The 21,920-nt window shown below is 63.9% G+C and carries 17 protein-coding genes; 7 read left to right on the top strand and 10 right to left on the bottom strand.

What is annotated here, in order from left to right; all coding sequences use genetic code 11:
- The first annotated feature begins 171 nt into the window (after positions 1 to 171).
- Positions 172 to 2,292 carry an NAD-dependent DNA ligase LigA gene (ligA, locus tag OCA5_RS13685; protein WP_012562415.1) on the top strand — a complete coding sequence of 707 codons (2,121 nt, stop codon included), beginning with the start codon at positions 172 to 174 and terminating at the stop codon, positions 2,290 to 2,292.
- 165 nt (positions 2,293 to 2,457) lie between these two features.
- Here ligA and OCA5_RS13680 read toward each other — a convergent pair whose 3' ends face one another.
- Positions 2,458 to 4,284 (bottom strand): aminopeptidase P family protein, encoded by a 1,827-nt coding sequence (locus OCA5_RS13680; protein ID WP_012562417.1) that lies wholly within the window; start codon positions 4,282 to 4,284, stop codon positions 2,458 to 2,460.
- 159 nt (positions 4,285 to 4,443) lie between these two features.
- On the opposite strand from OCA5_RS13680, the gene OCA5_RS13675 reads away from it, so the two are divergent.
- On the top strand, positions 4,444 to 4,665 hold the full coding sequence (locus tag OCA5_RS13675; RefSeq protein WP_422388707.1) for a hypothetical protein: 222 nt from the start codon (positions 4,444 to 4,446) through the stop codon (positions 4,663 to 4,665).
- Here the strand turns inward: OCA5_RS13675 and OCA5_RS13670 are convergent.
- Both OCA5_RS13670 and OCA5_RS13665 read right to left on the bottom strand, forming a co-directional pair.
- Positions 4,662 to 5,570, bottom strand: coding sequence for a 50S ribosomal protein L11 methyltransferase (locus OCA5_RS13670; protein ID WP_013913279.1), 909 nt, complete (start codon positions 5,568 to 5,570; stop codon positions 4,662 to 4,664). The two genes, OCA5_RS13675 and OCA5_RS13670, sit on opposite strands and share 4 nt — an antisense overlap.
- A gap of 113 nt (positions 5,571 to 5,683) precedes the next feature.
- Positions 5,684 to 7,285, bottom strand: coding sequence for a phytoene desaturase family protein (locus OCA5_RS13665; RefSeq protein ID WP_012562420.1), 1,602 nt, complete (start codon positions 7,283 to 7,285; stop codon positions 5,684 to 5,686).
- A gap of 146 nt (positions 7,286 to 7,431) precedes the next feature.
- On the opposite strand from OCA5_RS13665, the gene OCA5_RS13660 reads away from it, so the two are divergent.
- A complete protein-coding gene (locus tag OCA5_RS13660) occupies positions 7,432 to 9,696 on the top strand; it encodes a spermidine synthase (RefSeq protein ID WP_012562421.1) in 2,265 nt (754 codons plus the stop codon).
- 201 nt (positions 9,697 to 9,897) lie between these two features.
- On the opposite strand, the gene OCA5_RS13655 is transcribed toward OCA5_RS13660, so the two are convergent.
- Entirely contained in the window at positions 9,898 to 10,731 is an 834-nt protein-coding gene (locus tag OCA5_RS13655; RefSeq protein WP_013913278.1) for a L,D-transpeptidase, read from the bottom strand.
- A gap of 231 nt (positions 10,732 to 10,962) precedes the next feature.
- Here OCA5_RS13655 and OCA5_RS19305 point away from each other — a divergent pair, with 231 nt between their 5' ends.
- Positions 10,963 to 11,289, top strand: a complete 327-nt coding sequence (locus tag OCA5_RS19305) for a hypothetical protein (RefSeq protein ID WP_012562423.1) — start codon at positions 10,963 to 10,965, stop codon at positions 11,287 to 11,289.
- A gap of 64 nt (positions 11,290 to 11,353) precedes the next feature.
- On the opposite strand, the gene OCA5_RS13645 is transcribed toward OCA5_RS19305, so the two are convergent.
- The 3 genes from OCA5_RS13645 to OCA5_RS13635 all read right to left on the bottom strand — a co-directional run bounded on the left by OCA5_RS13645 (position 11,354) and on the right by OCA5_RS13635 (position 15,698).
- Positions 11,354 to 12,115: an ABC transporter permease gene (locus tag OCA5_RS13645; protein ID WP_012562424.1), complete on the bottom strand. Its 762-nt coding sequence runs from the start codon at positions 12,113 to 12,115 to the stop codon at positions 11,354 to 11,356.
- On the bottom strand, positions 12,112 to 13,035 hold the full coding sequence (locus OCA5_RS13640) for an ABC transporter ATP-binding protein (protein ID WP_013913276.1): 924 nt from the start codon (positions 13,033 to 13,035) through the stop codon (positions 12,112 to 12,114). The genes OCA5_RS13645 and OCA5_RS13640 overlap by 4 nt, the downstream gene beginning before the upstream one ends.
- 89 nt (positions 13,036 to 13,124) lie before the next feature.
- Positions 13,125 to 15,698, bottom strand: coding sequence for an ATP-dependent helicase (locus OCA5_RS13635; RefSeq protein ID WP_012562426.1), 2,574 nt, complete (start codon positions 15,696 to 15,698; stop codon positions 13,125 to 13,127).
- A gap of 259 nt (positions 15,699 to 15,957) precedes the next feature.
- On the opposite strand from OCA5_RS13635, the gene OCA5_RS18875 reads away from it, so the two are divergent.
- The 3 genes from OCA5_RS18875 (at position 15,958) to OCA5_RS13620 (ending at position 20,743) form a co-directional block, all read left to right on the top strand.
- Positions 15,958 to 16,134: a DUF1328 domain-containing protein gene (locus tag OCA5_RS18875; protein WP_012562427.1), complete on the top strand. Its 177-nt coding sequence runs from the start codon at positions 15,958 to 15,960 to the stop codon at positions 16,132 to 16,134.
- 98 nt (positions 16,135 to 16,232) lie between these two features.
- Positions 16,233 to 17,642: an FAD-binding oxidoreductase gene (locus OCA5_RS13625; protein ID WP_012562429.1), complete on the top strand. Its 1,410-nt coding sequence runs from the start codon at positions 16,233 to 16,235 to the stop codon at positions 17,640 to 17,642.
- Between the two features lie 92 nt (positions 17,643 to 17,734).
- Entirely contained in the window at positions 17,735 to 20,743 is a 3,009-nt protein-coding gene (locus OCA5_RS13620) for an AsmA family protein (protein ID WP_013913275.1), read from the top strand.
- Between the two features lie 2 nt (positions 20,744 to 20,745).
- Here the strand turns inward: OCA5_RS13620 and OCA5_RS13615 are convergent, their stop codons facing one another.
- From OCA5_RS13615 to OCA5_RS18870, 3 genes are all read right to left on the bottom strand, one after another.
- Complete coding sequence (locus OCA5_RS13615; RefSeq protein WP_042200985.1) at positions 20,746 to 21,066, bottom strand: ribbon-helix-helix domain-containing protein; 321 nt, start codon at positions 21,064 to 21,066, stop codon at positions 20,746 to 20,748.
- Positions 21,067 to 21,341: 275 nt separating this feature from the next.
- Positions 21,342 to 21,623: a ribbon-helix-helix domain-containing protein gene (locus tag OCA5_RS13610; RefSeq protein ID WP_012562433.1), complete on the bottom strand. Its 282-nt coding sequence runs from the start codon at positions 21,621 to 21,623 to the stop codon at positions 21,342 to 21,344.
- Entirely contained in the window at positions 21,620 to 21,808 is a 189-nt protein-coding gene (locus OCA5_RS18870; RefSeq protein ID WP_013913274.1) for a DUF4169 family protein, read from the bottom strand. Before OCA5_RS18870 ends, OCA5_RS13610 begins: the two co-directional genes overlap by 4 nt.
- Positions 21,809 to 21,920: the final 112 nt, after the last annotated feature.

Genomic DNA, 21,920 nt, shown 5'->3' with positions numbered 1-21,920 from the left:
TTGCTCCCGTCATTCCGGGGCGCGAGCCAACGGGTCGGCGCGAATGCGCCGCCCGATGACAGGCTCCGCGAGCGAACCTCTCCGTCATGCCCGCGCTTGTCGCGGGCATCCACGTCTTTTAAGACAGACGCGAAATGGATGACTGAGGCGCGCTCGGTCATGAGAAAAACGATGGCCGCCAAGTCGAAGAAACCGCTTCCCTCCGTTGATCAACTCACCAAGGCGCAGGCCAAGGTGGAGCACAAGCGGCTTGCGCTCGAAATCGCGATGCACGACGAGCGCTATTATCAGAAGGACGCGCCGACGGTCTCCGACGCCGCCTATGACAGTCTGCGCCAGCGCCTCAATGCCGTCGAGGCGCGTTTCCCGGAACTGGTAACGACGGACTCGCCCTCGCAAAAGGTCGGCGCACAGCCGTCGCGCGCATTCGCGAAAATTCGTCACGCCGTGCCGATGCTCTCGCTCGGCAACGCGTTCAGCGACGAGGAGGTGGCGGAGTTCGTCGCGCGCGTGCGTCGCTTCCTCAATCTCGGCGCGGATGAACCGCTTGCCGTTGTCGCCGAACCGAAGATCGACGGGCTGTCTCTGTCGCTGCGTTACGAGAACGGCGAACTGGTGAATGCCGCGACGCGTGGCGACGGCTTCGAGGGCGAAGACGTTACCGCCAATGTCCGCACCATCAAGGATGTGCCGCACAAGCTGAAAGGGAAGAATATTCCGGCGGTCTGCGAAGTGCGCGGCGAGGTCTACATGCTGCGCGAGGATTTTCTCACGCTAAACAAGAAGCAGGCCGATTCCGGCGATACGATCTTCGCCAATCCGCGCAATTCGGCGGCAGGGTCATTGCGCCAGAAGAACGTCGCGATCACCGCGTCGCGGCCTCTGAAATTCTTCGCCTATGCCTGGGGCGAGATGAGCGCGATGCCTGCGACGACGCAGTTTGAGATGGTGAAGTGGTTTGAGAAGGCAGGCTTCGCCGTCAACCCGCGCATGATCCTGTGCCGCGATGTCGAAGCGCTGCTCCGATATTATCGCGAGATCGAGACCGAGCGTGCGCAACTCTCCTATGACATCGACGGTGTCGTCTACAAGGTCGATCGCCTCGACTGGCAGACCCGCCTTGGCTTTGTGTCGCGCAGTCCGCGCTGGGCGATCGCGCACAAATTCGCCGCCGAGCAGGCGACCACGGTGCTGGAGAAGATCGACATTCAGGTCGGTCGCACCGGCGCGCTGACGCCAGTGGCGCGGCTCGCGGCGGTCACGGTCGGCGGCGTCGTGGTGCAGAACGCGACGCTGCATAACGAGGATGAGATTGCCCGCAAGGATATCCGCGAGGGCGACACGGTGGTGATCCAGCGCGCTGGCGACGTGATCCCGCAGGTGGTGAGCGTCGTTACCGACAAGCGCCCGAAACATGCGAAGCCCTATTCCTTTCCGCATGTTTGCCCGGTCTGCGGCAGCCACGCGGTGCGTGAGGAAGGCGAGGCGGTGCGCCGCTGCACCGGCGCGCTGATCTGCCCCGCGCAGGCTGTGGAGCGGCTGAAGCATTTCGTCTCGCGGCTCGCCTTCGATATCGAAGGGCTTGGCGACAAGCAGATCCACGAATTCTACGACGCCAAGCTGATCATGCATCCTGTCGATATCTTTACGCTGGCGAAGCGTGATGCACATGCGACGGACAAGCTGAAGGATCGCGAAGGCTACGGCGATGTGTCGGTGCGCAATCTGTTCGCCGCGATCGATGCGCGGCGCAGGATCGAGCTCAATCGTCTGATCTTCGCGCTCGGCATCCGCCATGTCGGCGAGGGCAATGCCAAGCTGCTGGCGCGCCATTACGGCACCATCGAGAATTTCCGGGCCGCGATGGCGGAAGCGGCTGCGGCGCAGACGGAAGAAGGTAACCCCTCAGAGGCCTATGCCGATCTCAACGCCATCGGCGGCGTCGGCGATATCGTGGCCGATGCGGTGGTGGAGTTCTTTGCCGAGGAGCGCAACGTCAAGGCGCTCAACGAACTGCTTCACGAGATCGAGGTGCTGCCCGCCGAGCAGGTGCGCGCCGATTCCGCCGTGGCCGGCAAGACGGTGGTGTTCACCGGCTCGCTGACGAAGTTCACCCGCGAGGAAGCCAAGGCGCAGGCCGAACGGCTGGGCGCAAAGGTGTCGGGCTCAGTGTCGAAGAAGACCGATTATGTCGTGGCGGGCGAGGAGGCGGGCTCCAAGCTCACCAAGGCGCGCGAACTCGGCGTTGCGGTGTTGACCGAAGACGAGTGGCTGAAGCTGATAGAGGGCTAGGGCGCTTCACTCTACTCGGAATGTCATGCGCGGACTTGATCCGCGCATCCATCTAAAAAATATTCTCAAGAAGATGGATGGCCGGGGCATAAGGGCGTTCACGCCCGTCTGCGACGGGCTATGCCCGGCCACGATGTGTTGAACCATCCAACGTGAAGCGCTCTACTAGGCCAGCGGCTCCGTTGCAGCCTCGAGCCACACCTTGGTGGCCTCATCCACCAGCGGCCTGATCTCCGTTCGCACCCGCGCATGGTAGGCGTCGATCCAGGCGCGTTCATCGTCACTCAACTGCGCGACATCGATCAGCCGCCGGTCGATCGGCGCGAGCGTCAGGGTCTCGAATGTATCCATCGGCTTTTCCGCGCCGTCGATTTTTGCTTCGACGATCAGTTCGAGATTCTCGATGCGGATGCCGTAGGCGCCGGTTTTGTAATAACCCGGCTCGTTGGAGAGGATCATGCCACGGCGCAGCGGCACATGGCCGAGCTTCGAGATGCGCGCCGGGCCCTCATGCACCGAGAGATAGCTGCCGACGCCGTGGCCGGTGCCGTGCTCGAAATCGAGGCCTGCTTGCCAGAGGAATTGCCGCGCCAGCGCGTCGATCTGCACGCCGTGGGTGCCGTCGGGAAAGATCGCGCGCGCCACTGCGATGTGGCCGCGCAGCACGCGGGTGAAGCGGTCGCGCATCTCCGCGCTCGGCGTGCCGATCGCGATGGTGCGGGTGACGTCGGTGGTGCCGTCCTCGTATTGCGCGCCGGAATCGATCAGCAGCAGATCGCCCGGCTGGATGCGGCGATTGCTCTTGCGGGTGACGCGATAATGTACGATGGCGCCGTTCGCACCGGTGCCGGAAATCGTCGGAAACGACACATCCTTCAGCGCGCCGGTGTCGCGGCGGAAAGTCTCCAGCGCTTCCACGGCGTCGATCTCGGTCAGCGTGCCGCCGGGTGCCTCATGATCGATCCAGGCGAGGAAGCGCGCGAGCGCGGCGCCGTCGCGGCGATGGGCTGCGCGGGTGCCGGCGATCTCGGTATCGTTCTTGATCGCCTTGAGTTGCGTGATCGGATCGGTCACACGCCGAGGGCTGCCGCCCGCAGCCGTGATCGCGCGGCTCAGCGCATCGGCGGCGGTCGCGCTGTCGAGGCCGATCACGGCGTCGCCCTTGGCGGTGGCGTTCAGTGCGGCCAGAAGCGCCTCCGGCCCCGAGATCTCCGCGAGGCTTGCGAGATGCGCGCGCGCCTCGTTCGAGAGCTTGCGGGAGTCGATGAAGATGGTGGGCTGCCCGTTTTTCGGCAGCAGTGCGTAGGAAAGCGGCAGCGGCGTATGTGCGACGTCCGCGCCGCGGATGTTGAAGGTCCACGCCACCGCGTGGGAATCGGACAGCACCAGTGCGTCGAGGCCGAGCCGGTCCATCTCGGCGCGGATGCGCTCGAACTTGTCCGCTTCGCTTTCGCCAGCGAGGGTAAGCGTATGCACCTTCACCGGGCCGAGCGGCGGGGCGGGGCGTTCGCTCCAGATCGCATCGACCGGGTTGCTCTCGACCGCGACGAGTTTCGCGCCGGCTTTTTCGCAGGCGCTGGCAAGCCGTTCCGCACCGGCCGTGGTGTGCAGCCATGGGTCGAAGCCGAAGCGCTCGCCGTCTTTCAGATGTTGCGTCAGCCATTGCTCCGGTGGCGGATCGGTCAGCGGCTGGATGCTCCACGCGGTGGTGTCGACCTGTTGCCCAGCCTGCAACGTGTAGCGGCCGTCGACGAACAATGCGGCCTCGCGCACCGTCACCATGGCAAGGCCCGCCGAGCCGGTGAAGCCGGTGAGCCAGGCAAGGCGCTCCTCCGAGGGAGCGACATATTCGTTCTGCTGGCTGTCGCCGCGCGGCACGATAAATCCGGCAAGGCCCCGCTGGACGATCTCCTCGCGGAAGGCCGCCAATCGTGCGGCGAGCGCGGTGCCGCCTTCCGGTTCATCGAATGTCTGAAACTGGGCCTCGAACATGACCATCTTCCCGCAAGCGCAACGTGGCACGGAGCGTGCTTAACCTAATCGCCGGGCGTGCGGAAGGCGAGCCACGGAACCATTGGTGCTTCTGCGCGTTTGCTTCGTTCGGGAGAAGACTGCCGGGAGTGCTGCGTTTCGACTGGGTGGAGGTTGGAAATGCCGTCACTGCGTTTTGAGAAGATCCTGCGGAGGGGCCTGCCCCCGAGCGAGATCGGTGTGGAAGGCCCGATGGACGTTCCCCTGGCTATGGTCTCCAAGCGGCGCGGCCTGATCGTGGAATTGCTCGATCGGTTGACCGAAGCCCGCCTGCAGCGCGACGCCCGCCGGATCGGTTACACCGAAGGCGATGTCACGCGGGAGCGGACGCGGGGATTCTAAGCAGACTGCCGCATCAACAGGCTGGTCCAGCCGTCGAGATCGTAGCGGCGGACAAGACGCAAGCCCTGCGCGCGATAGGCCGCGATGACGCTACGTGCCTGCGGCGGCAACAACCCTGACAAGATGACGTGACCGGACGGCGCAACGTGCCGCGCCATCGCCGGTGCGAGTTGCCGCAACGGGTTGGCGAGGATGTTTGCCAGCACGAGATCGAACGGCCCGGCCTGCGCAAAGCGTGGCGAGCCGAAGCCGATGGCCTGGAATGTCTCGACATACTGCCCGACGCCGTTGAGCACGGCGTTGTCGTGCGCGACCAGCACCGATTGCGGATCGATATCGCTTGCGAGGATGGGACGCCGCAACGCCTTGGCCGCGGCAATCGCAAGCACGCCGGTGCCGGTGCCGAGATCGAGCACGCGCCGTGGTGCGCGCCGGTGCAGCACGCGGTCGAGCAGCAGGAGGCAGCCGCGCGTGGTGCCGTGGTGGCCGGTGCCGAAGGCAAGCGCGGCCTCGATCTCGATTCGCAGCTTGTTCGGTGCAATCCGCTCGCGGTCGTGATGGCCGTGGACGATAAATCGTCCTGCTTCGACCGGCACGAGGTCGGCCAGGCTCGCTTTCACCCAGTCTTTCGGCTCGACGGTATCGAAGGCGAGCGTGGCGGCGACGTCATCGCCCGCGACCTGCGCCAACAGCGTGCGGATCGCGACCTCGTCCGGGGACAATGCGAAATAGAGCGACACGCTCCATGTGCCGCCCGGCTGTTCAAAGGCGGCAACCACCGTCTCGCCGTCATCGACCATCTCGGACAGGGTATCGGCGATGCGGTTGGCCCGGACTTCGGTTCCCACCTCGCAGGTAGCGTGAAACGTGGGCGCGGAGGTTGATGTCGGGGCGGGAGCGGTCATGGGTCTCGAAAATCAAAAGAGATGTAGGGAGATAGTTATTGCCTCCCACAGGTTATCCGCATGAGACGAACAGGTTTCGCACAGTCTTTCCACAGGCTTTTCCACAGAGTTCTCTACAGGAAAATCCGCTGGTGGTCGCGCAGCACGGTCTGGGCCGCGTTATAGCCCGGCGCGCCGGTGACGCCGCCGCCCGGGTGGGCGCCCGCGCCGCAATGGTAGAGGCCTTTGAGAGGCCCGCGGTAGTCGGCATGGCCGAGCAGCGGCCGCGCCGAGAACAACTGGTTCAGCGTCAGCTTGCCGTGGAAGATGTCGCCGCCGATCAGCCCGAATTCGCGTTCGAGATCGAGCGGCGAGAGAATCTGGCGGGCAATCACGCTTTGGGCAAAGCCGGGGGCATAGCGGTCGACGGTGGCGATCATCAGGTCGGCCACTTCCTCGCGGTGATCGTCCCAGGACTTGCCCTCCGGCAGTGTGGGTGCGACGTGCTGACAGAACAGGCTCGCGATATGGGCGCCGGGTGGGCTCAGACTGTCATCGAGCGTCGAGGGAATCAGCATCTCCACCACCGGCTCGCGGCTCCAGCCGAACTGCCGCGCGTCCTGATAGGCGCGCTCCATATAGGCGAGCGACGGCGCAATGATGATGCCGCTGGTAAGATGATCGCCCGCGCCGGGGAGCGCCGTGAACGACGGCAGTGCCGAGAGCGCGACGTTCATGCGGAAGGTACCCGAGCCGTTGCGGTATTGCGCAATCCGCTTGGCGAACGGCGCGGGCAGCGCCGCCTGCGGCACCAGCCGGGTATAAAGCAGCGTCGGGTTGACATTGGAGACGATATAACGCCCGCGCAGTGTCTCGCCGTTATCGAGCGTGACGCCGATCGCGTGGCCGTTCTCGACCAATATTTCGCGCACACCGGCATCGGTCTCGATCTCCGCGCCGTGGCTGCGTGCCGATGCCGCCATCGCTTGTGTGATTGCGCCCATGCCGCCGATGGCGTGGCCCCATCGCCCCTTGCGGCCGTTCACCTCGCCGAAAGCGTGATGCAGCATCACATAGGCGGAGCCGGCCGCGTAGGGGCTCGCATAATGGCCGACGATGGCATCGAATCCGAACAGCGCCTTGACGAGATCGCTCTCGAACCGGTCATCCAGCATCTCGCCCGCCGACAGCGTGAACAGATCGAGCAGCAACCGCTGCTGTTCGAGCGACAGCCGCCGGAGGATGGCGCCGCTCTCCAGCGCGTTGAAGCTCTCACGCAGCGTGTTGAGCGAAACGCCTTCGACCACATTCGGCGGCGCGCGCAGCACGAACTGCCGCAGCACGTCGGCGATGGTCTCGAGCTCGGCGTTGAAGGCGTCGATCTCCAATGAGTCGCGCTCGCTCAGCTTCGCAAGCGACTGATGGGTGTGGCCTTCGCCGGTGAGGAGATAACTGCCGTCCGGTGCGGGCAGGAAATTCTGTGCCCGCCGCTCGACGATGCGCAGCCCATGGCCGGCAAGATCGAGATCGGCGATCACCTGCGGGTTGAGAAGGCTGACGGTGTAGGCGGCGACTGAATTGCGGAAGCCGGGATGGAATTCCTCCGTCACCGCCGCGCCGCCCACCACCTTGCGCCGTTCCACCACCTTCACGGTGAGACCGTTCATCGCAAGATAGGCTGCGCAGGTGAGGCCGTTATGGCCCGCTCCGATGATGATGGCGTCATATCGTGACATCCGCTCTTCTTAAATGCGGCCCGCCTGTGGCGCGAGCGATATTTGGTATGGGGATGCGTCACGGCCTTGTTATTGCCCGTTCATCCGCGCTGTGATCCATTGGCGAAAATGGCATTTCCGGCCCCGAGGCCGCGTGTGGAGCTTTCATGACCGCCTCATCTCCGGCCGGCGCGGCATCTTCCGCAACGCGCGAGCGTGCGGTGCTTGCGGTCTACACGGTGACGATCTTTACCAGCGCGCTACTGCTGTTCTCGGTGCAGCCGCTGTTCACCAAAATGGTGCTGCCGCGGCTCGGCGGCTCGCCCGCGGTGTGGTCGGTGGCTATGGTGTTCTTCCAATCGCTGCTGCTCGGTGGGTATGCCTATGCGCACGCGCTGATGATGCTGAAAAGCCGCGTGCTGCCGGTCGCGATCCATCTCGTGTTGCTCGCGGTGGCGGCGACGTTCCTGCCGCTGTCGATCGCGAGCGGCTTCGCCGAGCCGCCGGAGAGTGGATACGCGTTCTGGCTGCTCGGTCTGTTCGCCGTCTCGATCGGCCTGCCGTTCTTTGCGCTCGCCGCGAACAATCCGCTGCTGCAGGCATGGTTCGTGCGCACTGGCCATCCGGACGGGCCGGACCCTTATTTCCTCTATGCCTCATCCAACATCGGCAGCTTTCTGGCGCTGCTGTCATATCCATTGCTGCTTGAGCCGTCGCTGACGCTGCACGCGCAGAATCTCTGGTGGGCCGCGGGCTATGGCGTTCTCATCTTGCTGATCGCCGTGTGCGGTTATATGATGCTGCGAGCGCCCGCGATGGCGGTTGCCTCCACCGCCGCCACCGATGCGGCGCCCGCGCCGTCATGGACGCAGTGGGGACGATGGGTGTTTCTCGCTGCCGTTCCTTCGGGGCTGCTCATCGCCGTCACCGCCCATATCTCGACCGACGTTGCCGCCGCGCCGCTGTTATGGGTGCTGCCGCTGTCGCTTTATCTCCTGACATGGGTGCTGGTGTTTCAGTCGCGCCCGTTGCTGTCGCACGACTGGATGCTGGCGATACAGCCGTTTGCGATTGCGGGTACGGTCATTCTGCTCGCAATTGGCGGCGAGCAGAATCTGCTGCTGACGCTCGGCGGACATCAGCTCTGCTTCTTCCTTATCGCGATGGCGTGCCACGGCGAACTCGCGCGCACCCGTCCACCGGCGCGCTATCTCACCGGATTCTATGTCGCGCTGTCGTTCGGCGGCATGGTCGGCGGCTTGTTCGCCGGGTTGCTCGCGCCGTTCACGTTCTCATGGGTCGCGGAATATCCGATCCTGCTTGCGCTCGCCGCATTGTGCCGCCCGAAGTGGACACCACGGCGTGGCGCGATGCGGCTGTGGCTCATCGCGATGGTTGCAGGTCTGGCGCTGATCGCATTCGCCGGGCACCTCGGCAAGGTCGAGGCGTTCCTTGAAACGTGGCGGGTCTGGGCAATCGGTGCGGTGGCCGTCGTCGCCGCGCTGCTCGCAGTGGCGATGCGGCTCAATCGCTTTCAGTTCGCGGCGCTCGTCGCGCTGGGCCTCGTGCTGGTGCGCGTCTATCCGCTGGACGAGGGACGGGTGGAAACGGTGCGCAGCTTCTTCGGCGTCCACAAGATCGTGGTGACCCCGGACGAGCAGTATCACGTGCTGATGCACGGCACGACGATCCATGGCGCGGAGAAGTTCAAGGCCGATGATGGCACGCCGCTGACGGGGCGGCCCGAACCGATCACCTATTACCACAATGACGGCGGCATGGGCCGCGCGATCGCGGCCGTTCGTGCGCGCAAGGACGCGCCGTTGCGCGTCGCCGCCATAGGGCTCGGCGCGGGCACGCTTGCCTGTCAGGCAGCGCCGGGAGAGACGTGGCGATTCTTCGAGATCGACCGGACCATGGTCGAGACCGCGCGCGATCCGAAATACTTCACCTATGTCTCGTCCTGCATGCCGCAGATGGAGCCGGTGATTGGCGATGCGCGGCTGACCTTCGCGCGCGAGCCGGACGGCGTGTATGATCTCGTCATTGTCGATGCGTATTCCTCGGACGCGATCCCGATCCACCTCGCGACCAAAGAGGCGATGGCGATCTACAAGGCAAAGCTCGCGCCGAACGGCGTGGTGATGATGCATGTCTCCAACCGCCATCTCGAACTTGCGAGCGTCGCGGTCGGCATTGCCGATGCCAATGGCCTGATGAGCTGGGTCTTCAACGAGGACAGCGGACGCAACGGCGAATACATCTTCACCACCAACGTGGTGGCGTCGGCGCGCGTGCCGGAAGATGTCGGTGCCCTTGCATCCGATCCGTTATGGGAGCGCACCGCGCCGCGCTCTGATGTGCGGGTGTGGACCGACGATTATTCCAACGTGCTTGGCGCGGTGATGCGGCGGCTGCGCGAGGGCGACTAGGCGCGTTAGGTTCGCGCCTTTCAAGCTGTTTTCGTTTTAATGGAAGTGAGATCTGTCATTGCCGGGCTTGACCCGGCATTCCATCTTTTTGAGGAAATTCTTCCCTTTGGATGGATGCGCGGGTCATAGGCGAGCGGAAGCGACGCCGTTCTTCGAACGGCTATGCCCGCGCATGATGATTTTGAGTGAACCGAAATTGCTCTAGTCGTCGTCATCCTCGTAATAAGGACGGACCTGATAGCTCCGGCGCCGGTAATAGCGCGGGGCGTCGCTTTCGGCGTAATCGTTGGCATAGCCGCGGCCATAGCGCGGATCGACATAGATGCGCCGGGTCGGGTCGCGCGGATCGGGCGCGGACATGCCGTAGCCGCTGTTGTTGCCGTAACCACTGTTGCCGCCATAGCCGTAATAAGGCTGCCGCTGCACCTGCCGTTCCTGATAGGACGGTTGCGCCGTATCGTCGCCCGGCCGGTCGAACATCGCACCGGGCGCAAGGCGCCGCGGCGTGGTATCGAGCGGCTGGCCTGCAGTCGCGCCCGCATTGGCATCGAGCGTGGTGCCGCCGCGCGTCGCCACGTTGCGCGGATTGCGCGCCAGCGCCACGCGCGAGGAGCCGGTGAGGCGGACGGAGGTTTTGAGGAGGCCTTCCCGCTTTACCAAATTCCACAGCGTGGTTGCGTTGGCGCGGGACAGGCGCACGCAGCCGTGCGAGACCGGCATGCCGAGATTTCTGACCGAGTCCGTGCCGTGGATGGCATGGCCCTGCTTGGTGAAGAAGATCGAATGCGGCATCGGCGCATCGTCGAACTCTTTCGAGTAGTGATCTTCTTCCATGCGGAAGGTCTGGAATTTTCCGTTCGGCGTCTCGTGCGTGGGATTGCCGCTCGACACCGGCCAGCGATACAGCACCTGACCATCGACCGAGACGGTCATCTGCTGAATATCCTTGTTGACCTCGATATCGACCGCGGCATGAGCAAGCGAGGTGCCGGCCGCAAAAGCGAGCGCCGCAACCGCCAGGACCAACTTACGCATCTCACTCACTCCAGCGGCCGTGCCATGGGGTTGATCGGGGCCGATACGTATCGACTTAAGTGCTGAAGATGGCTTTTTCCAGCAGGCTCAGGATACACTGACGGCATCTGTTTGCGGCTGAATGAAGCGTTAACCGCTTTAACGTTTGCGTGACGGCCGATGAAACCAAAGCTTGGCTGGTGCGTTGTGTTTGCGTTGTTCTTTGACCCGTTCACTCTGTGAGAGCCTGAAATGAAAGCAGTCACGACCGCCGCGCAGCCGGCGAAACGAACCTTTGCATGGGCATCCGCCCTGACCCTTTTGATGCTGCTTGCGGCGCCGCTCGCAGGTCATGCGCAGGGCATCATCGGCGGCGCCGAAGAGGGCGCCTATCGCGGAAATCGTGCGGCAGGGCCGGTTGGTGGTGTTGTCGGCGGCGCTATCGGCGCTGGTGTGGGTGGCGCGGTCGGCGCGGTCCGCGGCGTTATCGGCGCACCGAACCATCGTTATCACAATCGACGCTATGACAGCCGGCGCTATCACCATCGCCGCCATTCCCATCACCGCCGCTATCGTTAATCAGCGGATTAGATGTTGAATCGAAACGGCCCCGCATGCGGGGCCGTTGGCATTTGAGGGAAGGTTAGCGCTTCAACCGATAGCCGGTTTTGAAAATCCACCAGATCACCGCCATGCTGACGGTGAGGAAGACCAGAATCATCCCCATGCTGTGGGCGACGCTGACGTCGGCGATCTCGGTGAAGCTCCAGCGGAAGCCGCTGATAAGATACACGACCGGATTGAACAGCGTGATGAAGCGCCAGGTCGGCGGTAGCATGTCGATGGAATAGAAGCTGCCGCCAAGGAACGTCAGCGGCGTCACGATCAGGAGCGGCACCACCTGCAGCTGCTCGAAGCCGTCGGCCCAGATGCCGATGATGAAGCCGAGCAGGCTGAAGGTAATCGCCGTGAGCGCGAGGAAGGCGAACATCCACGCCGGATGCGCGATCTTGAGCGGCACGAACAGGCCGGCGGTCGCCAGAATGATCAGACCGAGCACGAAGGATTTCGTCGCCGCCGCGCCGACATAGCCGATCACCGCTTCAAAGGCCGACACCGGCGCCGACAGCAGCTCATAGATCGTGCCGGTGAATTTCGGAAAGTAGATGCCGAACGAGGCGTTGGTAATGCTCTGCGTCAGCACCGACAGCATGATGAGGCCCGGCACGATGAACGCACCATAGCTCACGCCATGGATTTCCGGAATCCGCGAGCCGATCGCCGAGCCGAACACGACGAAATACAGCGAGGTCGAGATTACCGGCGAGACGACACTCTGCAGCAGCGTGCGGAATGTGCGTGCCATCTCGAATTTGTAGATCGCGCCGATAGCGTGAAGATTCATGCGCGGTGCACCAAATTGACGAAGATGTCCTCGAGCGAGGATTGCGTGGTGTTGAGATCGTTGAAGTTGAGCCCGGCGGCGCGCAGATCGTTCAGCAGCGTGGTGATGCCGGTGCGCTCGCCCTTGGTGTCGTAGGTGTAGGTCAGTTCCTTACGGTCCTCCGACAGCTCCAACTGGTAGATGCCGAGCGAGGCGGGCAGCGTCGTAACCGGCTCGTTGAAATGCAGCGTCAGTTGTTTGCGGCCAAGCTTGCGCATCAACGTCGCCTTGTCCTCGACAAGCACGATCTCGCCTTTGTTGATGACACCGACACGGTCGGCCATCTCCTCGGCTTCCTCGATGTAATGCGTGGTGAGGATGATAGTGACGCCGGAGGCGCGCAGTTCGCGCACCACCTCCCACATCGATTTGCGCAGTTCGACGTCGACGCCCGCGGTCGGCTCGTCGAGAAACAGAATCTGCGGCTCGTGTGCGAGCGCCTTGGCGATCATCACGCGGCGCTTCATGCCGCCGGAGAGGGTGATGATCTGGCTCTTGCGCTTGTCCCACAGCGCGAGGTCTTTCAGAATCTTCTCGATCAGCGGTGTGTTCTTCGGCTTGCCGAACAGACCGCGGCTGAACGCGGCGGTCGCCGTCGGTGTTTCCCAAGCGTCGGTATGCAGTTCCTGCGGCACGAGGCCGATCATCTCGCGCGCGGCACGATAGTTCCTGACATTATCGTGGCCGCCGATCGTCACGGTGCCCTTGGTCGCCATCGCAAGGCCGCAGATCGTGCTGATGAGCGTCGTCTTCCCCGCGCCGTTCGGGCCGAGCAGCGCAAAGATCTCACCCCGGCGAATCTCCAGGTTGATGTCGTTCAGCGCGGTGAAGCCTGACGCATAGGTCTTGGTCAGATTGGAAACGGTAATGATTGCGGACATGAGGATGTGATTTGCGAAAGGCGGGGTCGCGGACAGATAGAGACGCATGATGGCCGCGACAAGAGGGCGCAGAGGTCTTTTCGCGCGCCTCAGGCCCGCGTCACGAAGCTGTCGATCACTTTTTTCTCACCAGCCTTGTCGAAGGCGATGGTGAGTTTGTTGCCGTCGACGCGTGCGATGCGGCCGTAGCCGAACTTCTGGTGGAAGACGCGCTCGCCGGGCGCGAATTCGGATTCGGTGCCGGTCGATTTCGCGATCAGTTCGCCTTCGATGGTGAGCGGCTTGCGGCGCCCGCCGCCACCATATCGCGCGCCGCTTTCGTTGAACCCACCGCCGCGGCCACGGTTCGATTGCGCGCGCTGCCAGCCGGGCGTCGAATAGCTCGAGCCGAACGATTCGATGTTGTCGAAGCGCGAGGCGCCATAACCCCCCGCGCCGCCCCATCCCGCACCGCCTTTGGATTCCAGAATCTCGACATGCTCGGCCGGCAGTTCGTCAAGAAAACGCGAGGGAATGGTCGTCGACCATGAGCCGTGAATGCGGCGGTTGGTGGCGAAATAGATTTTCGCCCGCCGGCGTGCGCGGGTGATGCCGACATGGGCGAGGCGGCGTTCTTCCTCGAGCCCTGCGCGGCCCTGTTCGTCGAGCGCGCGCTGATGCGGAAACAGCCCTTCTTCCCAGCCCGGCAGGAACACGTTGTCGAATTCGAGGCCCTTCGCCGAATGCAGCGTCATCACCGACACGGCATCTTCGTCGCCGCCGCCTTCGCGGTCCATCACCAGCGAGATGTGTTCGAGGAAGCCGTGCAGGTTCTCGAACTCTTCCATCGAGCGCACGAGCTCTTTCAGGTTTTCCAGCCGGCCAGCGGCGTCGGCGGAGCGGTCCTTCTGCCACATCTCGGTATAGCCGCTCTCGTCGAGCACGATTTCGGCAAGCTCGGTGTGCGGAATGGCGTCGCGCTGCGCGCTCCAGCGGTCGAAGCTGGCAAGCAGATCGCGCAGGCTGCCGCGCGGCTTGGGCTTTAACTCGTCAGTCTCGATAATGGCGCGCGCGGCTTCCGTCAGCGGCACGCGGCGCTTGCGGGCGTGGTCGTGCAGAAGCTGCACCGTGGCGTCGCCGAGCCCGCGCTTCGGCACGTTGACGATGCGCTCGAACGCAAGATCGTCGGCGGGCGAATTGATCACGCGCAGATAGGCCAGCGCATCGCGGATTTCGGCGCGTTCGTAGAAGCGCGGACCGCCGATCACGCGATAGGGCAGGCCGAGCGTGACGAAACGGTCTTCAAACTCGCGCATCTGAAACGAGGCGCGCACCAGAATGGCGATCTCGTTGAGCTTCTCACCCGCGCGCTGAAACTGTTCGATCTCCTCGCCGATCGAGCGGGCTTCTTCTTCCGAATCCCAGGCGCCGGTGACGCTCACCTTTTCGCCGTCGACATCCTCGGTGCGCAGCGTCTTGCCGAGGCGGCCTTCGTTGTGGGCGATGAGGTGCGAGGCGGTGGCGAGGATGTGGCCGGTGGAGCGATAGTTACGCTCGAGCCGCACGACTTTCGCGCCGGGAAAGTCGTGATCGAAGCGCAGGATGTTGTCTACCTCCGCGCCGCGCCAGCCATAGATCGACTGGTCGTCGTCGCCGACGCAGCAGATGTTTTTGGGCGTCTGCCCCCTCTCCCCGTTTACGGGGAGAGGGTTGGGGTGAGGGGCGGAATCTTCAAGCGAGATGTCGAGGTTTTGCCCCTCACCGGATGCACTTCGTGCCAAAGCCGTGGCTTCGCCACGGCGTCCTTCCTCAAGGACGTCGGCCGAAGGCCGACTATGCTCTCCCCGCAAGCGGGGCGAGGTGAGAGGCGACGGCGCCTGCGCCAGCAGTCGCAGCCAGAGATACTGCGCGACGTTGGTGTCCTGATATTCGTCGACCAGAATATAGCGGAAGCGATGCTGATACTGCCGCAGCACGTCGGGGTGCTCGCGGAAGATGCGGATGTTCTCCAGAAGGAGATCGCCGAAATCGGCGGCGTTGAGAATCTTCAGCCGCTCCTGATAGGCGGTATAGAGCTTGCCGCCTTTGCCGTTGCCGAAGATCGCGGCTTCGCCGGAGGGCACCTGCGAGGGCGTGAGGCCGCGGTTCTTCCAGCCGTCGATCAGGCCGGCGAGCATGCGCGCGGGCCAGCGCTTGTCGTCGATGCCCTCGGCCTGCAGAAGCTGCTTGAGAAGACGGATCTGGTCGTCGACGTCGAGCACGGTGAAGTTCGACTTCAACTGCGCGAGTTCGGCATGCACGCGCAGGATGCGCCCGGCGATGGCGTGGAAGGTGCCGAGCCACGGCATGCCTTCCACCGTCTGGCCGAGCATGACGCCGAGCCGCTGCTTCATCTCGCGCGCGGCCTTGTTGGTAAACGTCACTGACAGGATTTCGGACGGCCGGGCGCGGCCCTCGCTCAGGATGTGGGCGATGCGCGAGGTGAGAACGCGGGTCTTGCCGGTGCCGGCGCCGGCGAGCACCAGCACGGGGCCATCGAGCGTCTCGACCGCCTCGCGCTGCTCGGGGTTCAGCGCTGTGAGATATTGGGGAGCCGCCGCCGCACGGGCGCGCGCGGCAATGCCGCCAGCGGCAGGCTGGTGGGCAGGCACATCGGCAACGGGTCGGCGAACAGGTTCAGTCATGCGAATCGGTTGCCCCACGATGGCACCGCGGGCGCGTGAAAGGGAGCCTTCTTTCTCGAAGGATATCGAGACATATAGGCGGTTTGCCCCCGACCGTACAGGCAAGGAGCCAGGCTGCCCAACGACGATTTGTTCCCGGAAAAGCCGGCATTTTTCCGGATCGGGCGGCGGCTTGTGCCCGGAACTTCCAAATCGGTCACGGATTGGTTTCGCAAAGGAGCAACACCTCCTGCAACGGAATCGACACAAGGAGACTGCCATGTTGGGTTGGGTTGTGACGTTTCTCATCATCGCGCTGGTCGCGGGCCTTCTCGGCTTCGGCGGCATTGCCGGCGCGTCGATCGAAATCGCCAAGATCGTGTTCTTTATCGCCATCGTGCTGTTCGCCGTCTCGGCCGTTGTGGGCCTGATGCGCGGCCGACGACCGATGGTGTAGCGGCATTGATCTAGCGCAGATTGATCACCGGCCGGTCGGCTTGACCGGCCGGTTGCCGTTTGCGACGGTTGCGTGGCTTTTCTTGCAGGACACGCGCCTTGACCACGACAACGGCACCCCGGGTTTCGCCGCAGACTCTCAGCAATGCGTTTGAAACCCTCGCCACGCGCTTCCAGCGCGATTTTTTCACCTCGCAATCCCAGCGCGAGCAGCACAGCCACACCACGACATGGATCGCACCGCAGTTGCCCGACGCGGTGGTGCTGGTGCGCAGCGTTGCCGACATTCAGGATGCGGTGCGTATCTGCGCGCGCCACCGCCTGCCGATTGTGCCGTTCGGCGCGGGCACCTCGCTGGAAGGGCAGGTGAACGCGCCCTTCGGCGGCATCTCGCTCGACCTGCGCGAGATGAACCGCGTGCTCGCGGTGCATTCGGAAGACCTCGATTGCGTGATCGAGCCCGGTATCACCCGCAAGACGCTGAACGAGAACCTGCGCGATCAGGGGTTGTTTTTCCCGATCGATCCTGGCGCGGATGCAACGCTCGGCGGCATGGCCTCGACGCGCGCGTCGGGCACCAACGCGGTGCGCTACGGCACGGTGCGCGACAATGTGCTGGCGCTGAAAGTGGTGCGCGGCGACGGCGAGATCATCACCACCGGTACGCGGGCGAAGAAATCCTCTGCGGGATACGATCTCACGCATCTGTTTATCGGTGCGGAAGGCACGCTCGGCATCATCTGCGAAATGACGATGCGGCTGCGCGGCATTCCGCAGAGCATTGCCGCGGCGTCCTGCTCGTTCGGCAGCGTGAAGGGCGCCTGCGACGCCACCATCCTCGCGATCCAGAGCGGCATTCCGCTGGCGCGGATCGAGCTTCTCAATGCCGCGCAGGTCGCCGCCTGCAACGCCTATTCAAAGCTGACGTTGCCGCTGACGCCGCTTCTCCTCTTGGAATTCCACGGTAGCGAGGCCGAGGTCGCCGAGCAGTCGTCGGCGTTCGCGGAGATCGCCAAGGATTGCGGCGGCGGCGCGTTCGAGTGGACGACGCGCGCGGAAGATCGCACGCGGCTATGGCAGGCGCGTCACGACGCCTATTGGGCGGCAGCGGCGATCCGCCCGGGCTCGCGGCCGATGTCGACCGACGTCTGCGTGCCGATCTCGCGGCTCGCCGATTGCGTCAGCGAGACGGAACATGACATCGAGCGCTTCAAGCTGATCGCGCCGATCGTCGGCCATGTCGGCGACGGCAATTTCCATTGCCTCATGCTGTGCGACGTCAACGATCCGGACGAGGTGGCGCGCGGCCACGAATTCGTGCATCGCCTCGCCGAGCGCGCGCACCGCATGGACGGCACCTGCACCGGCGAGCACGGCATCGGGCAGGGCAAGCAGGACTACCTTGTTCCCGAACTGGGGCCGGAGGCGATCGAGGCGATGCGCGCGATCAAAAAGGCGCTCGATCCGAACGGCATCTTCAATCCCGGAAAGATTTTCCCGCTGCCGTAACCCTTTTGCGGCGTTGTGACTTCGCCACACTTTTCCCTATGATGGGGCAGGCGCGGCCGGGATGATCGCGCCGTTTTCCGCGGGGATCAGGGTTGCAGACGACGCTGCTCGGGTTGGCGATAGCCGCCATCATGGCGCTGGTTGCGGCGCTCGCGGCGCCGCTGTTCGTCGACTGGAATAAGTATAAGCCGCAGTTTGAAGTCGAGGCTTCACGCGTGGTCGGTGCGCCGGTGCGCGTCGAGGGTGCGCTCGATGCGCGGCTGCTGCCCGCGCCGATCCTGCGGATGCACAAGCTTTCTGTTGGTGCGCCGAAGGACCCGACGAAACTCACCGCCGGCAAACTCGACGTCGAGTTCAGCCTCGGCTCGCTACTGCGTGGCGAATGGCGCGCAACGCAATTGTCGCTGACGGGGCTCGCGCTCGATATCGGCCTCGACAAGGACGGCCGCATCATCGCGCCTGCCAAGGGCGAATTCAATTTCGGCGAATTGGCGATCGACCGGCTCGACCTTGCGGGGCGCGTGACGCTGCACGATGCCGCGAGCGGCGCCGCGCATGTGCTCGACGGCCTCGACTTCCGCGGTGACGTGCGCTCGCTCGGCGGCAACCTGCGCGGCGAGGGCAGTTTCCTCCTGCGCGACGCAAAGCAGCCGTTCCGGCTCGCGCTGTCGAAGGCGGGCGACAACGAGGCGACGCGGCTGCGGCTCGATCTCGATTCCGCAGCGGCGGGCAGCGTCGCATCGTCGTTCGACGGCACGCTAGCGTTCGAGAACCGCGTGCCGCGCTTTGCCGGTGCGCTGGCGCTCGGTGCGGCGGATGAGATGCCCTGGCGTATCACCGCGCGCACCACGCTCGATCCGTCCGGCGCAGCGTTCACGCAAGGACAACTCCTGTCCGGTACGGAAGCGACCGGCCTGAAGCTCGCGGGTGAGGGCGCGCTCGCGTTCAAGCCGGCGAAGCTGCGCGTGGCGCTGTCGGCGCCGCAACTCGATCTCGACCGTGCATTGGCCGAGAACAAGACGCTGCATGGCAAGACGCCGGCCGCGCTGCTTGCCGGCGCGATGGCGGTTTTGCCAACGCTGCCGTGGCTCTCGCAGATCGATGTCGCAGTGGATCGTGCGAATGTCGCGGGACATGCGTTGAATGGGCTGTCGGTGCGTATTGAAGGCCGTGACGACGCATGGACGGTGGGCAAGCTTGCGCTCGGTGGCCCCGGTGATTCTCGTCTTACGTTGAGCGGGAAGGTGACGCGCGGAAGCGATGGCGAGCGTTTCGCCGGCCCGGTCAGCCTTGATGCTTCTGATGCGCGAGCCTTCACGGAGTGGGCGTTCGGCAAATCCGAGCTTGCGCGCGCGCTACGTGGCAATCTGCGTCTCAAGGCGGCGATAGCGTTCAGTGCCCACGAACTCGTGCTCGATGAGATGAAGCTCGATCTGTTCGGCACTCAGCTCGAGGGCCGTGTCGCGCAGAAGGCCAAAGAGATCGACCTCACGTTGCGGTCGCCGTTTGTCGACGGCGACAAGCTCGCGAACCTTGTGCGCGAAAGCATGGCATGGCGCGAGAAGGCGGGGCGTGCCCTGCGCGCGCAGCTCGATTTCACCAAGGCGAAAATCCTTGGTCATGACATCGCGCCGCTGCAGGCCGAGCTTGCTACCGTCGCGGATGGCGGACCGTCGAAGCGACAGGCGTTCGACCTCAAGCTGCGTCGCGCGGTGGTCGCGCCGTGGCTGGCACCGGATACGGCGATCAACGATGTTTCGGGACGTCTTGTCGTCACCGATGATGCGTTCGCACTGGAAAAATTTTCCGGCAAGCTCGGTGCGGAGGTTGTTGCCGGAAACCTGTCACTGTCGCGCGAGGGCGAGCGCAGTCTCTCAGGCAATATCGATGTCGGAACGCTCGATATCCGCACCCTAGTTGCTGCCATGCTCGGTGCGGATGCGCGCACTGCGACCGAGCCACTCGCGCAAGGCTGGTTCGGATGGCGCGGATCGCTCGCGGTAAAGGCTGACAAGGCGCTTCTGCCGGGCGGCGCGGAAGTGACGGCGGTCAGCGGCGCGCTGCGCGGCGACGGCGCTTCGCTTGCATTGGATGACGGGAAGGCATCGATCGGTGGTGGCGCGCTCAGCCTCTCGGGTGTCGCGCAGCGTGGCGCGGCCGATACCGCAATCGAGGCAAGCTTCAAACTCGACAAGGCCGACGCGGCTGCCCTGAAATATCGTGAGTTGGCTTTGCCACCCGGCCAGGCTTCGCTGCGAATGACCCTCGCCACCCATGGGCGCAGCGCGACAGCGTTGCGTAACGCGTTGTCAGGCAACGGCGTGCTGACGCTCACCGATGCGCATCTGCCGCGTCTTGCTGCGGCAACGTTCGATATGGTGAACCAGGCCTCCGAGCAGCCGATGAAGAACGAGGACCTGAAGGAGGCGGTGGCACTGGCGCTCGATCAAGCACCGCTTGCGGCGGCAACCGCCGATGTGTCCTTCGCCATCAAGGATGGGCGCCTGCATGCCGACCCGGCGGCGTTCCGGACGGAAGCGGCGCAGGCGACGATTTCCGGCGGTTACGACATTCCGGAAGAGCAGGGCGATCTTCGGATCGCGTTCAAGGCAACATCGTCCGCGTTGAAGGATGCGCCGGAAATCCAGATATTCCTGCATGGCACACCGCAGGGTCTGACGCGCGATGTCGATGTCGCGGCGCTATCGTCATGGCTGTCGCTGCGCGCGATCGAGCGGGAGACGCAGCGCCTCGATGCGCTGGAGAAGGAAGGCCGTCCGCAGCCGCCAAAGCTTCAACCGCAGCCGCAGCTTCAGCAACAGATCCAGCCCCAGCCGCAGGTCCAGCCGCTACCGCCGCGCGATGCTGTTGCTGCTCCGGCGGAGATGAGTCTGCCGCCGGGCGAGGTGAAGCTGCCGCCGCTCGATCCGCGCCGGCGCAAGGCGGCCGCGCCACCCACGACAGCGGCTCCTGCCTCGCCACCGCCGGTCACTCTGTCGCCGGATGCGCGCGTCACACCGCTGCCGCCGCCGATCGACATCAAGCCTGCACCCGGCGCGCTGCGCACACCGCGTGCACCACGTTCTTCTGCGACGTTCTAAATTTAGTGAGTAGGCGAGAGCGTCGGTGCGCCTTGCCGCTCGCCGATAAACATCGTGCCGATCGCGCGTTCGCGGAAGTAATCGAGCACGAACAGCCGGATCGCCGACGACAGATTGTTGGTCTGGCGGTTCTGATCGATAGTGGCAATCTGCATCGACAGAGACAGTCCGCGCCGCGCAGCGATATCCTTCAGGCTCGCCCAGAAGGCGTCTTCAAGGCTCACGCTAGTCTTGTGTCCGTCCACCACAACGGATCGCTTGATGACGGCAAATCCCTTTGCGCCGCCGATGGCGGGGTCCCTGAGGTCACGCTGGCTGATCATCACCTTCATTCCTTCTGAAACGCAGGCGGCCGCATTCGCCGGCAAAACCGCACGGTTTCTCCAGCGGCCTGCGAGGCACGTTATCGACTGAACGATCCGATCGTCGCGCGCGCATAGTGCACGCTAACGATGCGGTGTTCTGACGGCCCATGACAAAGGGTCATCAGGACGAACGCATCGTGCCTGAAACGAAGTACCGTTGCTATTCGGTGAATGCCTTAACCGACGAGTCAGGATATTGCGGAGGCGATCCGTATATTCCCGCAGAGCCGATGTTACTCGGCGGCCTGGGGACTCATCAGGCTCTCGTGCATCGCGCTGTGCACTTCGGCCGGGCTCACCGTCATCGAGCGATAGTGGTCGAGGACGAACAGCCGGATAGCCGAGGACAGGTTGCCCTGTTTGCGTTGACTGTCGATCTCGCCCACGAGTTCGGACAAGGTCATGCCGCGCGCGGACGAGATTTCTTTCATGCCGTTCCAGAAGGCTTCTTCCAGACTGACACTCGTCTTGTGTCCAGCGACCACGATCGAGCGTTTAACGACAGGGGACTTCATGAAGACTTTCCATCATCGCGTAGGTGTTGATTGAGAAACGCCTCTGCACGCTGGTCGAGAATACGTTGGTTGTTCTTTTCGGCTTTTGTACGTCCATGCTTCGCGCGCTGACTGTTCGCATGCACATTGGCACGCTCCCGGTCGAGGCGCTTCTTGAACCTATTTAAGTTGACCAACTCGCCCACAGGAGTCTCTTTGCTTCTTTGTTATTGAAGGTCGACCCGCCGGTCGCCGCTTGCAGCGCGTATATAAGGTCGTGGAGGCCATAAGTCTCTGCGACATGAGCTACGCGACTGC

Origin of the sequence: Afipia carboxidovorans OM5, assembly GCF_000218565.1 — a bacterium.
Taxonomy (GTDB): Bacteria; Pseudomonadota; Alphaproteobacteria; order Rhizobiales; family Xanthobacteraceae; genus Afipia; species Afipia carboxidovorans.
This window is presented reverse-complemented; position numbering and strand designations above follow the sequence as displayed.